Consider the following 14,417-nt stretch of genomic DNA (forward strand, 5'->3'; position numbering starts at 1 on the left):
ATGAAAACTGCTGAAAAGTTAGATCAAATTATACAAGAAGAATATAAAAATATGAATGGCATGTTAGTAGTGCAGAAAGGTAATGTTGTTTTTGAAAATTATTATAATGGTTACAGTCCAGATAATGCGTTTCATGTAGCGTCAGTTACAAAAACGATAATCTCTGCGTTAATTGGGATATGTATAGATAAGGGCTATATAAAAAGTGTTGATCAAAAAGTAATAGAATTTTTCCCGGAATATAAATGTAAGGAATCTGAAGTAACCGTACGCCATCTTCTAACAATGACAGCGCCATATCCTTTTGTAGACTGGCAGGAACCGTTAGAAGAACTATGTACACAAGAGGATTGGGTACAGTATACACTTCATAGAATGGGGAACGGTGGAGAGATTGGAGCTTTTAAATATTCATCTGCAGGAGCGCATGTACTATCAGCAATGATTACGAATGCAACAGGGAAAAGTGCACGTGAATTTGCGAATGAGTACTTATTTCAACCACTCGGCATGAGCGAAATTCCAAACTACAATATGAAAGCATTTGGATTCGATGACTTATTCGGAAAAGATGTGAAAGGATGGGTTCACGATCCAAATGGTATTTCGACGGGCGGCTGGGGAGTAACGTTAACGGTTAGGGATATGGCTAAGTTTGGACAGATGTATTTGAATGAAGGTATTCATAATGGAAAACAAGTTCTATCAAAATCATGGATAAAAGAATCAATAGCGATGAATTCAAATCAATATGGTTACTTATGGTGGTTACGAGAAGAAGAGGGTGTCTATTCGTATTGTGCAATGGGTGATGGTGGGAATATGATTTGTTGTATTCCGAAGCAGGATTTGGTTGTAGTAATTGCTTCTGAAGCTAAGCCGAATGCACGGGATAGATGGGAATTAATTAAAGGGTGCATACTTCCTTATTTAAAAGATTAATATGGTTATTTTTATAAAAATAAGAATGAAAGGTTTAGTTAAACTTGTTTTGTTCTCCATGATAGAAAAAAGTGTTGTGTTAACAAAGTTATGTAACTAAGATTATAAAACTTCAACACCTATACCATTATTAAATAATTGCAAGGTGTTGAAGTACTTTTTAATCTATTAAAGCTGCTTTCAACTAAAAGAAGAAACATCTTTTTTCTTAGCTGTTTAACTATTTTTTAACTTTGTGAAGTATGAGATACATCGTGCCCAGCACAATTGCTAGTAAGGTAAATTTAATTAATTCTATTAGGCTGGCATCCCACTTGTTTTGTACTATATCTGTTAAATAAAATACATTAAACATACCATGTGAAAATGCGGGTGATATTACAGAACCGCCATATTCTCTCGTGTACGTTAAAATTATAGATAATATAAATAATAAAGAGAGATAACTTAATATTCCTACAAACTGAAACTCATAATTTTTATAAAAGATTGCTATTGGTAAATGCCATGAAGACCAAATTGAAGCTATAATAATAGCTGTTTGTATGAATGTATATTTTTTTCGTAAATAGTAATGAAAATTCCCTCGCCATATAATCTCTTCTAATAATGCAGATAAAGATCCAACTGTAAGACCAACGAGCAAGAGAAATCCTACTTCATTCCAATGATGATATAAGAACTTTATATCATAAATATAAAAATAAAAATGGAGACATAGCCCTAGAAGTAGTGGAAATAATATGGAGAAAATTAGTGTTTTTATTTTTGGACGTGAAATTCCTAGTGTATGAACTATTTTTTGTTTCTTATATAATGTTTGATATGAAGTAACTGCTAAAAGCGGAACAACCATTGTAAACCCTAAATAATTACGACCATTTTCTATGTTCAGCAAGATGATATATACAAGTGATGTAAGAAAATAAATACATAATGTTGAATGATAAACTATGTGTTTATTAATATTTTTCACCTGCCTAAGTATGTATAAGTGGTTAATCGAATATCCGATATTTTAATTATATATGAAATGGAAATCGACAGAATGAATATTTCCATATTATTGTTTTTTAGATAGAAAAAGTGTCGAAATTGCATATATTGAACTTGTAGAAAAAATTTAATTATCCCCGTAACTTTTCACAACAAAAAATCGTTAAACAAAAGAATAGATTTTTTATCACGAATGGGGGAGAACCATGAAAATGTTAATACTAGGTGGTACACGATTTTTGGGAAGAGCTGTGGTAGAAGAGGCTTTGAAAAGAGGGCATGAAGTTACATTATTTAACCGCGGAACAAACAAAGAAGTTTTTCCTGAAGTGGAGCAGCTGATCGGTGACAGAAATGGCGATGTATCAAGTTTAGAAAATCGAAAATGGGATGTTGTTGTGGATACATGTGGGTTTTCTCCGCATCACATTAGAAATGTTGGAGAAGTACTTAAAGATAATATTGAACACTATATATTCATCTCAAGCCTTTCCGTATATAAAGATTGGATTCCGCATGACATAAAAGAAGACTATATATTACAACCTGAACCGACGGATGATCAAATAAAGGCTGTAGAGAATGGTGAAGTTTCACCTTATGAGTATTATGGTGCACTGAAAGTATTATGTGAAAAAGAAGCAGAGAAGTATTGGCCGGGGCGTGTATTACACGTAAGAGCAGGACTTCTTTCAGGAATGTTTGATTATACAGATCGACTTCCATACTGGATCGGGCGTGTAGCAAAGGGTGGGAAAGTATTAGTACCAGGAAGAAAAATTCGTCCCGTGCAATTAGTTGATATAAAAGATGTCGCGAGATGGGGGCTAAATATGGCAGAACATAATAAAGCAGGAACATTTAATATAACAGGTCCGAATGATGAATTGACGATGGAAGAGCTATTAAATACGTGTAAAAAGGTTACGAATAGCGATGCTGAATTTGTTTGGGTAGACGAATCATTTATGAGTGAACATAATGTGCAGCCTTGGACAGAAATGCCTTTGTGGATTCCAGAAACTTTTCCATTAGATGGTGAGACGAAGCCGTGGAGAGGCGGGTTTTCTATTTGTATCGAAAGTGCGGTTAATGAAGGGCTTACTTTTAGAAGAATAGAAGAGACAGTTACAGATGTGTATGAGTGGATGGAGAGTACGGAAGAATGGGAATTAAAAGCAGGTATTTCAGGGGGAAGAGAAAAGGTGTTATTGGATAAGTGGTATGAAATAAAGAGAGTTTAAATAAGAATCTTGTGAAAAAAGGACTCTGTTTATTGGTTAAACAGAGTCCTAATATGAATCTACCACTCAATCGGTTCTTCCCCGTACATCTCCCATAGCTTAGGAAACATCTTTTTTAAACCTTCTTCATCGTCTTCATCCCAATCTAACTCGATATCAACTTCCTCAAACTCTTCATTTGTTAAGACATGGTATAGTGTAAAGTATGTATCATCTTCATCCCCAGTCTTCTCCATGTAAACTTCTTGCCCGAAATATAGAGTAAGTTCTTCAATCTCTGGAACGTCATACTCACTTAAATTTTCTAATACAGGAATTAATCGTTCTGGATTTTCAATACAAGCTTCGTATGTCTCTTTTCCTTGATATAATAACCATCCACGGAAGTAATCGAAAGCATCATCTGAACAGCCACCCATAATAATATAGGCTGCTGCCCATAAACGGGAGGTATAGGATTCGTTCAAAAGACGATGCATATGCGTATCAAAAGCTACAATTTCATGTACTGTACGTTTAGCAAGGTGGGAAGTAAGCCATTCTATTTGTTCTTCTTGGTCTTCACCTTTCGTTTTTGCACGATTAAGCAGTTCCCAAAATTCTTCTTCTGTTATCGTTTTTTCTTTTATGTAATCTTCCCCAGGGAACGGGTCTGTATATCCTTTTTTACGTTTGGAAGCAACTAGTTTGTTAGCTTCTTTCATACATTCTTCTTCGGTTTCAAACTCTTTCGCTTTCACACTGCCAGCTGTGCCGATTTTTCCGTAAAACACAACGTAGTCTTTTTCTTTCACAACGATTTTCCAAAACTTATTGGATTTCTCGTTTTGTTGGATTAATAACGTTTCCATTCGTACCCCCATTATGTTTTTCTAGTATGCATTGTGATTGTAACATATGTATATACACTTGTAATGATAAAAAATAAGAGTTTGGAAAATTCGAAAATGATTGAATGAAGTGGATAAATTTAGTAACCTTATTTGTACAGTAATTACATAATCGTTTTGTAATAATTAGATATTAATTATATAAGGGGGTATTACGGATGGATCTTACGTTCAAAGTTGAGGAAACATGTTTTAATTACCGCGTTGGAGCAATTTGTAAACATGATAATAAAATACTTATTCTGCAAGGGGACAGTGAAGATTTTTGGTACGTACCGGGCGGTCGAGTGAAAATGCTAGAAAATAGTGAGGATGCATTAAAACGAGAGCTTGCGGAAGAACTAGCTGTTCCTATTAAAAGGAAAAGATTAATATGGTCAGTAGAAAATTTCTTTACGCTTTCTGAGCGGAAGTTTCATGAAATTAGTTTCTACTATGAAGTAGAGCTACATAAATTACCTGCGAATGGAGCGGATCAATATATTTTGGAAGAAGAGGGTAGAACATATTTGTTTAAGTGGGTGCCGGTAGAAGAGTTACATGCATATAATTTACAGCCTGCATTTATAAAAGAGAAAGTAAAGGATATAGCAGTTCATACAGAACATATCGTTTTACAAAAATAAACGTATTCGGAGGGGAAAAGGTTGAAGGGGACTAAAAAAGAGATACATATAAATGACAAAGTAATTTATTACACACATATCGAAAAAGGTTCTAGTAAGGTTTGCTTTATGTTTTCAGGTTCAGGATACAATTATGATAAGCCGTTATTTTATTATGCAACGATGCTTATGCTTGAACATAAAATTGATGTTGTACATATTCGTTATTCTTATGATGGACAATTAATGAATAAACCAATAGAAGAAGTAACGAAAGTAATGATGGATGATATTAATCCCGTAATAAATGAAGTGTTGAAAAATGAACAATACAGCAAATCGATGTTTTTAGGGAAATCACTCGGAACAATTCCAATTGCGAATGATTTAATGAAGAGAGAAGAGTTTTTACAGTCGAAAATGATATTAATGACACCGTTACTGACGTTTGATACGATTTTTGATTCTATCTTGCATAGTAATCATGAAGGGATTTTAGTAATTGGAGACAAAGACCACCAATACAATGCAGGTCAAATTGATCAGTTACCTAATACAAATTTTAAAATCGATGTTATCAAAAATGCAAATCATTCTGTAAATGTTGGGGAATATGAAACAGAGAATTCAATTGAAGCGATAGCAAAAATAATGAGAAAACTGAAAGAAACAATAGGCACAAGTAAAATTGAATTATAATTGTTCCAACAAAAAAAGAGGTGCTTCGTGCACCTCTTTTTTTTGAAATTAACGAAACTCTGTATGACGAAATGTTTCTTTTCCTTCTAATAGAGTCAGTAAAATTTTCGTTTTATGAATATCATGTTTTGGAATTTTAAATAAGTTTTGATCTAATACAACGAGGTCTGCTTTTTTGCCGACTTTAATAGATCCAGTTTCTTTCTCTAAAAAATTGGCGTAAGCCCCATTTATTGTATAACTCTTAATCATTTCTGCTAAACTTACTTTTTCTTTTGGATTTAAAGCGTTTTGTGAATTTGTATCTTGTAAACTTGTACGAGTAATCCCCATTTGAATGCCAGCTAGAGGGGAGAAGTATGGTCCTTGTGTAATGGGATAATCACTAGAAGAAGCCATAACAACACCTTTATCTATGAAACTTCGCATAGGATATTGTTCATTTGCACGCTCTTCTCCTAATAATTCGACAGCTTGTGCAAAGTATTCTCCGTCTTTAATAAACCACGTTGGTTGTGGAACACCAATGACACCTAAATCTTTAAAACGTGCTATATCATTTTCTTTTACTAATTGTAGATGTGTAATCTTATGGCGACTATCTCGTTTTCCGTTTTGTTCTTGAGCGATAGCTAATGTATTTAATGTTTCTGTAGTGGCAGCATCACCGATAGAGTGGATATGAACTTGGAATTTTTCTTTGTCTAATGTTTGAACCATTTGTTCAAATGCTGGTTTTTCCCAAACAGGAACGCCGTAATAGTTTGGTTTATTGTTATATGGTTCATGTAAGTAGGCAGTTCCACCTTCAATTACACCATCCATAAATAACTTGACCGTATTCATTTTTACAAGTGGGCCTTGTAATTTAGCACGCTGTTCTTTTACATAAGGAATGCGATCCTGGCTTTCACTTGGTTGTATCGTTAATGCAAGGCTATGTCTAATAGATAATGCTTGCTCTTTCTCGAGCATTGTTAGTGCTTCAATGACAGTATCTTGCTGCGGAACAACGACATCATTTACTTGCGTATATCCATTACTCGCTGCGAGCTGTTGGAAAGTTTTTAAACCTTCTTTATATTGTTCCGTATTGTACTTTGGCAATTTGTCTAGTACAAGATTTGTTGCGGTATCACGAAGCGTACCGGACGGTTCACCGTTTTCATTTCTTTCAATTACGCCGCCGGTAGGATTTGGAGTATCTTTTGTAATTTCAGCTATCTCAAGTGCTTTTGAATTTGCCCAAACTGAATGATAATCCTCGGAAATTAAAGCGACAGGAATGTCTTTCACAACAGCATCTAATAAATCTTTTGTCGGACCAGATGATGAGAAGAGGGTATTGCTCCAACCAGCCCCATGAATAACTTTTACATCACTATGTTCTTTCCTATACTGTTCAACTGCCTGAACATATTCATCAATGGTTCTAGCATTTGCTAAGTCTACAGAATAAAGAGAGTTTACCGTTTCGGATGCGTGGAGATGGCTATCAACAAATCCTGGAAGTAACATTTTTCCCTCTAAATCAATGATCTTTGTATTCTTATTCTTGTATTTTTTTGCACCTTTCGTATTACCCACATAAATAGTTTTCCCGTTTTTAATCGCAACTGCTTCTGCCCAAGGTTGCTTTGCTTCTACCGTATAGACATTACCGTTAATAAAAATGGTGTCTGCTAGTTTTGTAGTGTCTTTTTTCGCCTGTTCAAATCCTACTAACATAAAAAGCATAGTGAGACTAATGAAAATAGAAATAAACTTTTTCAATGTATCAACCCCAATTCCTATTATTTGATTTTGCTACTTTTATTACAGAAATTCGCTAGGCGGAAATTCAAATCCTATGAAGCGAAGCCCGCTAATTATAGGAATATTACTTTTCGTTTTCCTATAAATAGCGGATAACATTTTTCAAAAGTAATGATTACAATTTAAATACGGAAAATTCAGAAGAGTTTTCAGAAAATTAGAAAGGGATAATTGAAAGCGTTTACTAGTTTTGGAGGGCGTGAAAAGAAAAATCCCCATTTAAGGAGGTTATTAAGATGAAATCGATTAACCCAATGAATGTGATAGATGAGAGTCGTATTCATTCCATGCACCTTTGGTTAATATTTTGGCTATTCATCGTAATTGCATTTGATGGATATGATGTTGTTATTTATGGAGCAGCTGTACCGTCGCTCATTAAAGAGTGGGGGATATCAGATGTTACAGCAGGGGCAATTGGTAGTTATACAGTTATTGGAACAGCAGTTGGTGCGATTTTCTTCGGTTTATTAGCTGATAAAATTGGTCGTAAAAATATTATACTACTAACTACAATCTTATTTAGTCTATTTACATTTCTATCTGGTTTTGCGAACGATCCTGTTACATTTACAATCTTCCGCGTCATCGCTGGTATTGGGCTTGGCGGAGTGATGCCGAATGTAATTGCTATAGCAACAGAATTTTCGCCGAAACGAGTTCGAACTGCTATTGTATCTTTTATTTTTTGCGGATATTCGGTGGGGGCAATGGCAGCAGCACTTACAAGTCGATCACTTCTCATGACAGCAGGATGGAAACCTGTCTTTTGGTTGGCAGGACTTCCGTTATTATTTCTTCCGTTTTTAATGAAAAGTATTCCAGAGTCTGTTGGTTTTCTTCTAGGGAAAGGAAAAATAGAAGAAGCTAAAAAAGTAATAGCGAAAGTAAATCCGAAATTAGGTGAATATGCGACAATTGAATTTATAAAACCACCAACTAAAGAAGCTGGTTCTCCAGTTGTTAAGTTATTTGAGGAGAAACGTGCTGTAAGTACGATTATGTTTTGGATTTCCTGTTTTAGTGCTTTCGTGCTCATTTACTCTATGAATACATGGCTGCCGCGACTTATGATGCAGTCAGGATACGATTTGAAATCAAGTCTTTCATTTACAGCTGTCATGCAAATTGGTGCTATCGTTGGAACACTCATCTTCGGTCCAATCGTGGATAAAGTTGGATTCAAAAAGGTACTTGTTCCATTATTTTTCTGTGGAGCGATTGCGTTATCCCTAATTGGATTTGCGAATAACATGTTTGTTGGATTTTTGTTAATTTCTATAATTGGTGCTTCTTCAGTTGGACTGCAAAATATGTCCAATGCATTTGTTTCTCAATACTATCCTAGCAATATGCGCTCAACAGCGGTAGGAAGTACAATGGCGTTTGGACGTCTTGGAGGTGTTGTAGCTCCTACCTTTGTAGGCGTTCTCCTTTCTATGCACTTCATGCCTCAATATAACTTTGCGGCTATTGCGAGCGCTGCTGTAATTGGTGGTATAGCAATGCTGTTTGTGAAAGAGGAACATGGAATTTATTGTAAAGAGAAAAAAGAGATAGTAAGCGGAGATAGTAACGTAACTACAGCAAAATAATAAACAATTAATCCCGGGGATATATTTCTTCGGGATTTCAAATTGTCTACTGAATAATTTTAATATTTAGTTTTATTTTATGTAACACTTCTTATACAATAGATAGAAAAGATAAAGTGAGGGATGGGACATGTCTGGTAATAAGAGAGAGCGGTTAATGAAAAGAATTGAATATCATTTGCGAAATACATCACGTCAACTTATTAAAATTGATACGGAAGAAGAAGCACTTCAGTATTTAACTCATTCCTTTTGCTCAGAATTACATTGTAATTTCGTAGCTGTCATTTTTAATGAAGAAGGACAATTTTTACCAAAGGCTTGGAGCGGAAATTTAACTGCTTTAGCTTCTGCTTTTCCTCTTCACTCTGATGAATGTTCATCAAGACTCCAGTATCAAAGTATAACGGATCAAACGGCAGATTCAATAGAAGTGTGTCTACTAGCGGAAACGCTGAAAAATGCTGGTGTAGAGACTTGGTTTACTGTCCCATTAAAAGATGACATACAGCATTTTGGTTTTTGTGTTGTTGCATTTTCAAGTTACGTTCCACTTTTAGATATGGAAATATCATTTGAAGAATTTGGGAGAGATATAGCCGTGGCAATAGCTGTGGCTAGACAAAAAGAATCGCAGTTGAAAAAAATTGAAGGTTTTGGATGGATTAGCAAAAACCTGTCGTTAGATGTTCCGTTAGAAAAGCATGTATTGGAGGTAACTTCTAAAGCGGGAATGGAAACGAATGCTGATTTTTCATGTGTTTACCTGTATAACGAAGATGAAAACTGTTTTGTTTTTCAACCACCATCATATGGAGAAATGAAGCGCCCATTTAAAATTATGGTTGAAGATAAATATGTACTAAAAGAGCACTTTCCGTTTTTTGAAACGGTTGGTGGTGAACAGTTTACAGCTCCAATCATTATTGATATGAAACCGATTGGCGTTTTACATGTTGAAAAGAAATGCGAAGGGGTGTTTACGGAAGCAGATGCAAAATCACTTGAAATGATAGCGAATCATTTGGCCACGATACTAGATAATGCAAGATTATATAATGGTGAGAAAGAACATAAGCAAAGACTTCATTTTCTATTAGATTACCAACAAGCTTTATTAAAAGAAACGGTCGATGATAATAACTTTGAAGGTATTACAACAATGCTTGGTAGTCTGTTTCAAGATACGGTGTATATTTTTGATAGATTTATGCAACCAATAGCGTTTCATGATGAAAATGATAGTCGCTTAGCAGAACATTTAGCTGATTTAGCAAGAGAAGAACGTAAAAATCAAAGAATGTATGATACGTTCCATATTACTGATCCAAATCATATAGATTATTGTTTTTCATTTTGGATTATAAATGGGGGCGGTAATTTCTTAGGTTATTTAGCAGTACGAAGAAAGAATGGAGGGATGGATGAATTTGATCAACTAACAGTAGATTTAGCACGAAATATATGTTCCATCCAGTTTATTAAACAAAAGCTCGTTCTTGATACGAAAGAACAAATGAAAGATAGCTTTATTAGTAAATTACTTACTGAAAAAATTGAAGATCGAGATAACATTTTGCAATATGCCAACGTGTATCAATGGAATCTCTTCAAAAAACATCGAGTAGCCGTATTATCCATATCGCTTGATGAAAAAGAATTGAAAAAAGGAAACTTACTTGAACAACAAGCGAAAAAATCACATATATGGGACTTAATTAAGACCCGTCTTCCTGAACTAGGGACAGGCATTTTAGCAGTATCCCATAATGATGAGCAACTTTTAATTTTTCCTATCGAAGAGCAGAAGAAGAGAGCCGATCCATTTTGGGAATTGATGTTTCATAGTATTCAAAAATGGATACAGGCATCACCTATTGGTTGTCATGTTTTGTTAGGGATTGGTGGCGTTACAAAACAATTAGAAGATTACTATATGAGTTACCAGCAAGCCGTGCAAGCTCTAAATATTTTAGATAGCCGCTTCAGAAAAAAAGGGTATGCACTATTTGAAGATTTAGGATCGTACGCTATTTTACATCATTTAAATCATTCAACAGCGGTAGAGCTTTTTGTAAAAAAACAAATTGGTCCGCTCCTTGCCTATTCAGAAGGAAAGAATATTGATTTATATCATACATTACATGTATTCTTACAAAATAATGGAAATGTAAAAAGCGCTGCAGAAGAACTCTTTATTCATCGAAGTTCCCTATTGTACAGGCTCGAAAAGATTGAATCACTCATTTCAGTTGATTTAAATGATGCTGAAGTTAGATTTAATTTAATGATGGCGTTAAAGCTTTATGATATGCATGGCGAAGTAGTAGGAGAATTGAAGTCAATTTTTTAGTTTGAAATTGATAAAACGAGGTATTGTATTCATACGAAATCTCTTTTTATCAAATTGTTTTTCAAAACTTTTTACACTATAAAGGTATTTGTAGGAATTATATATTTGAAGGTGATATGGCATGAAGAAATATAAAATAGGAGAAGTAGGGAAGGAATTTGGTTTCTCAATAGATGCTTTACGATTTTATGAAAAGAAAGGATTCCTAAAACCGCAAAAAGATAAAGATAACGGTTTTAGATTTTATACATATGAAGATTTCGGCGTATTTGTAGCAATTAGAAGTTTTCGACAAATGGGGTTTCATGTTAAAGAGATTGGATCGATTTTTAACGGTTTAGAATATGATGACATAATGAAAAAATGTAATGATAAAATAGCTGAAAAAAATGAAGCGATAAAACAGTTAGAACTAGAAACAAAACAAATAAATGAATTTATGATTGTATTAAAAGAGTATAAAGAAAAAGGACAGAGATGGATAATTAAACCGACTGGAACGTATTGTTTTTTTAAGCATTTTCAGTTAAATGAAGGCACGTTATGTGTAAACCCTCTATTAAAAAAATGGATGGATTTTTTACCCACAGTGTTTCCTGCATTATGTATTCCCCTAGAACAATATAAAATGAAAAATATAGATAATAGTTATTGGGTCATGGCTATTTCCGAACTGAAAATGAACGAGCACCAATTGCCAGTTGATGAAACAGTATTACGTATTGATATGGGTGAGTGTTTACATTATATATATGAAAAAGGTGTGAATGAACCGCTAACAGCATTGGTATTAGATGAACCGTTACAAATTATGAATGATCTTGGCTACACTTTAAACGGAGATGTTTTATGTCGATACGTTTGTGAAATAAAGAATCAAGAAAAAACAGTTGAACAGTATGTTATTGTGATTCCTATAATGAAAACGAAAAGTGAATAATTGCATATAGAAGTAAAAAAAGCATTTGATTGTTATCTAACAATCAAATGCTTTTTTTGAAGTGATAAGATAATTAAAAGTGAATAATTGCATATAGAAGTAAAAAAAGCATTTGATTGTTAGACTTTGTCTAACAATCAAATGCTTTTTTTGAAGTGATAAGATGTTTTTACATACGTTTAAATAGATTTGTAGAAAATATATGAACAAAGATATTGACACTAGTCTTAGACCATAGCTTATATTGAAACCATAAAGAAAACGCTCACATTTTTTGAGGAGTATACATAAAGCTAAATACAAATATAAGAAGATTATATCGTTTTGTTTAGTAGCGTCTTTAACAGCTTCCATGTTTGGATGTTCATCTAATAAAACAGAGGGAGCTAAGTAGAAGAAAGAAGAGAAGCCGGTGTGTATTATTTAGTGAAACATGGAAAAACGATATTACATACGACTGATAGAGTACAAGTGTTTTGAGGTGCGCACTTTTTATATGTAAAATAACTATATTTTTCGCTTGATAAGGTATAAAGCCGTTTGAATTAGAATGAATACCCTCAAAATGTATGAAAGAAATATATGTATTCCCTACACTATGTACATACAAAAACTTTTTGGATATAGATATAATTTATTTACAGAATATTTAAAAAGAATTTAGGGGGTAGCAAAATGGCAATTCAAACAATTGGCATTGTCGGTGCAGGATCTATGGGTTCTGGCATTGCAAATTTAGCAGCATTACATGGATTTACAGTTATATTACATGATATTGAAGAGCGTTATTTAGATAGTGCAATGCAACGTATGAATGGTTTTATGACGAAGAGTGTTACGAGAGGAAAGATGACGGAAGAAGATAAAGAAAAGGCGCTTGGCCGTATTCGACTCACTACAACATTAGAAGATATGAAAGATGCGGATGTAATTATTGAAGCTGTGTTAGAAAAATTAGAGTTGAAGAGAGAAGTATTTGCAGCACTCGATCGAATCGTTCCAGAAGGAGTTATATTGGCGACAAATACTTCATCTATGTCAATAACAGAAATTGCGTCAGCGACGAATCGTCCAGAACGTGTAGCAGGTATGCACTTCTTTAATCCGGCACAACTTATGAAACTTGTAGAAGTTGTTCGTGGCTATAAAACGAGTGATGAAACAGTGGAAGAATTGAAAGCGCTATCCAAAAAACTTTCGAAAGAACCAGTTGAAGTAAAGAAAGATTCACCGGGTTTTATTGTAAATAGAATTATGATTCCGCAGTTTATTGAAGCAATTAAATTGCTTGAAGATGGGGTTGCATCTGCAGAAGATATTGATAAGGCAGTTACACTTGGTCTTAATTATCCGATGGGACCGTTTACACTACAAGATTTTGCAGGTGTAGACATTGGCTACCATGTGATGGAGTACTTTAAAGAAGAATTAAACAATGATCAATATGCACCGCCGCTTCTTTTAAAACAGCTAGTTAGAGCAGGCAGACATGGTAAAAAAACAGGCGCAGGTTTTTATGATTATGAATAAAGAATGGGGGATTAAGTTATGAATTACGAGTTTTTAATTTGTGATATTGAAAATAAAGTTGCGATTGTTACGATTAATCGACCACCTGTAAATCCGCTAAATACACAAGTGTTTCATGAACTTTCCAGTCTATTTAGTGAACTAGAAGCAAATGAAGAGGTACGAGTTATTGTTCTTACAGGAAGCGGAAGGAAAGCATTTGTCGCAGGCGCTGATATTAATGAAATGGCAGCACTTGATCTTGTCGGTGTAAACAAAATGAATAAAACTTCACGAACGGTATTTAGCAAAATTGAAAATATGTCAAAACCAGTTATTGCTGCGATAAATGGATTAGCTCTTGGCGGTGGTTTTGAACTTGCACTCGCATGTGACTTACGTATCTGCTCGGATCAAGCAAAATTCGCTTTTCCAGAAGTAGGACTTGGAATTATTCCTGGAGGCGGAGGAACACAGCGTCTTCAAAAGATTGTCGGCCAAGGTATAGCGAAAGAATTACTCTACTTCGGAGACATGTTTGATGCGAAGCGTGCGTTTGATTTACATATTATCAACAAAATAGTACCTGCAGAAGAGTTATTTGAAGAAGCAAAGGAATGGGCATATAAATTGGCAAAAAAACCTCCAGTAGCACTTCAAATGTTAAAAACGGCGGTAAATGTAGGAAGTAATGCTGACCTTGAAACAGGCTTAATCATCGAAAGTACCTGCTTTGGGAATGCTTTCGCAACAGAGGATCGTAAAGAAGGATTACAAGCATTTGTTGAAAAAAGAAAACCAGTTTATTTAGGGAAATAATGAGGTGAAA

General features: G+C 34.4%; 12 protein-coding genes. 9 read left to right on the top strand and 3 right to left on the bottom strand.

Going from position 1 to position 14,417, the window contains the following annotated elements:
- Positions 1–942 (top strand): serine hydrolase domain-containing protein, encoded by a 942-nt coding sequence (locus tag DN404_RS26325; RefSeq protein WP_149215636.1) that lies wholly within the window; start codon positions 1–3, stop codon positions 940–942.
- 220 nt (positions 943–1,162) lie between these two features.
- Here DN404_RS26325 and DN404_RS26330 read toward each other — a convergent pair whose 3' ends face one another.
- A complete protein-coding gene (locus DN404_RS26330) occupies positions 1,163–1,918 on the bottom strand; it encodes a CPBP family intramembrane glutamic endopeptidase (RefSeq protein ID WP_071732461.1) in 756 nt (251 codons plus the stop codon).
- Between the two features lie 226 nt (positions 1,919–2,144).
- Between DN404_RS26330 and DN404_RS26335 the strand changes: the two genes are divergently transcribed.
- Positions 2,145–3,182, top strand: a complete 1,038-nt coding sequence (locus DN404_RS26335) for an SDR family oxidoreductase (RefSeq protein ID WP_000783059.1) — start codon at positions 2,145–2,147, stop codon at positions 3,180–3,182.
- A gap of 59 nt (positions 3,183–3,241) precedes the next feature.
- Here DN404_RS26335 and DN404_RS26340 read toward each other — a convergent pair whose 3' ends face one another.
- The gene (locus tag DN404_RS26340; protein WP_149215637.1) at positions 3,242–4,033 is read right to left on the bottom strand and encodes a DUF4240 domain-containing protein; all 792 of its coding nucleotides are present in this window, start codon (positions 4,031–4,033) and stop codon (positions 3,242–3,244) included.
- A 197-nt stretch (positions 4,034–4,230) separates the two neighbouring features.
- Here DN404_RS26340 and DN404_RS26345 point away from each other — a divergent pair, with 197 nt between their 5' ends.
- Together DN404_RS26345 and DN404_RS26350 are read left to right on the top strand one after the other, a co-directional pair.
- Entirely contained in the window at positions 4,231–4,698 is a 468-nt protein-coding gene (locus DN404_RS26345; RefSeq protein WP_149215638.1) for an NUDIX hydrolase, read from the top strand.
- A 21-nt stretch (positions 4,699–4,719) separates the two neighbouring features.
- Complete coding sequence (locus DN404_RS26350) at positions 4,720–5,376, top strand: alpha/beta hydrolase (RefSeq protein ID WP_149215639.1); 657 nt, start codon at positions 4,720–4,722, stop codon at positions 5,374–5,376.
- A 48-nt stretch (positions 5,377–5,424) separates the two neighbouring features.
- Here the strand turns inward: DN404_RS26350 and DN404_RS26355 are convergent, their stop codons facing one another.
- Complete coding sequence (locus DN404_RS26355; RefSeq protein ID WP_179951877.1) at positions 5,425–7,113, bottom strand: amidohydrolase; 1,689 nt, start codon at positions 7,111–7,113, stop codon at positions 5,425–5,427.
- 314 nt (positions 7,114–7,427) lie between these two features.
- On the opposite strand from DN404_RS26355, the gene DN404_RS26360 reads away from it, so the two are divergent.
- From DN404_RS26360 to DN404_RS26385, 5 genes are all read left to right on the top strand, one after another.
- Positions 7,428–8,786 (top strand): MFS transporter, encoded by a 1,359-nt coding sequence (locus DN404_RS26360; protein ID WP_063536722.1) that lies wholly within the window; start codon positions 7,428–7,430, stop codon positions 8,784–8,786.
- A 130-nt stretch (positions 8,787–8,916) separates the two neighbouring features.
- Positions 8,917–11,139 (top strand): helix-turn-helix domain-containing protein, encoded by a 2,223-nt coding sequence (locus DN404_RS26365; protein WP_149215640.1) that lies wholly within the window; start codon positions 8,917–8,919, stop codon positions 11,137–11,139.
- Between the two features lie 121 nt (positions 11,140–11,260).
- Positions 11,261–12,079 carry a MerR family transcriptional regulator gene (locus tag DN404_RS26370; RefSeq protein WP_149215641.1) on the top strand — a complete coding sequence of 273 codons (819 nt, stop codon included), beginning with the start codon at positions 11,261–11,263 and terminating at the stop codon, positions 12,077–12,079.
- Between the two features lie 675 nt (positions 12,080–12,754).
- Entirely contained in the window at positions 12,755–13,609 is an 855-nt protein-coding gene (locus DN404_RS26380; protein ID WP_001007576.1) for a 3-hydroxyacyl-CoA dehydrogenase family protein, read from the top strand.
- Positions 13,610–13,627: 18 nt separating this feature from the next.
- Positions 13,628–14,407: an enoyl-CoA hydratase/isomerase family protein gene (locus DN404_RS26385; RefSeq protein WP_149215642.1), complete on the top strand. Its 780-nt coding sequence runs from the start codon at positions 13,628–13,630 to the stop codon at positions 14,405–14,407.
- Positions 14,408–14,417 lie beyond the last annotated feature (10 nt).

This window comes from Bacillus sp. TE8-1, assembly GCF_008368855.1.
GTDB classification, from domain to species: Bacteria; Bacillota; Bacilli; order Bacillales; family Bacillaceae_G; genus Bacillus_A; species Bacillus_A cereus.

Coding starts and splice junctions, on each gene's coding strand:
- DN404_RS26335 (WP_000783059.1), top strand. CDS start 2,145: ATGAAAATGTTAATACTAGGTGGTACACGATTTTTGGGAAGAGCTGTG.
- DN404_RS26355 (WP_179951877.1), bottom strand. CDS start 7,113: ATGCTTTTTATGTTAGTAGGATTTGAACAGGCGAAAAAAGACACTACA.
- DN404_RS26340 (WP_149215637.1), bottom strand. CDS start 4,033: ATGGAAACGTTATTAATCCAACAAAACGAGAAATCCAATAAGTTTTGG.
- DN404_RS26380 (WP_001007576.1), top strand. CDS start 12,755: ATGGCAATTCAAACAATTGGCATTGTCGGTGCAGGATCTATGGGTTCT.
- DN404_RS26385 (WP_149215642.1), top strand. CDS start 13,628: ATGAATTACGAGTTTTTAATTTGTGATATTGAAAATAAAGTTGCGATT.
- DN404_RS26325 (WP_149215636.1), top strand. CDS start 1: ATGAAAACTGCTGAAAAGTTAGATCAAATTATACAAGAAGAATATAAA.
- DN404_RS26370 (WP_149215641.1), top strand. CDS start 11,261: ATGAAGAAATATAAAATAGGAGAAGTAGGGAAGGAATTTGGTTTCTCA.
- DN404_RS26360 (WP_063536722.1), top strand. CDS start 7,428: ATGAAATCGATTAACCCAATGAATGTGATAGATGAGAGTCGTATTCAT.
- DN404_RS26345 (WP_149215638.1), top strand. CDS start 4,231: ATGGATCTTACGTTCAAAGTTGAGGAAACATGTTTTAATTACCGCGTT.
- DN404_RS26365 (WP_149215640.1), top strand. CDS start 8,917: ATGTCTGGTAATAAGAGAGAGCGGTTAATGAAAAGAATTGAATATCAT.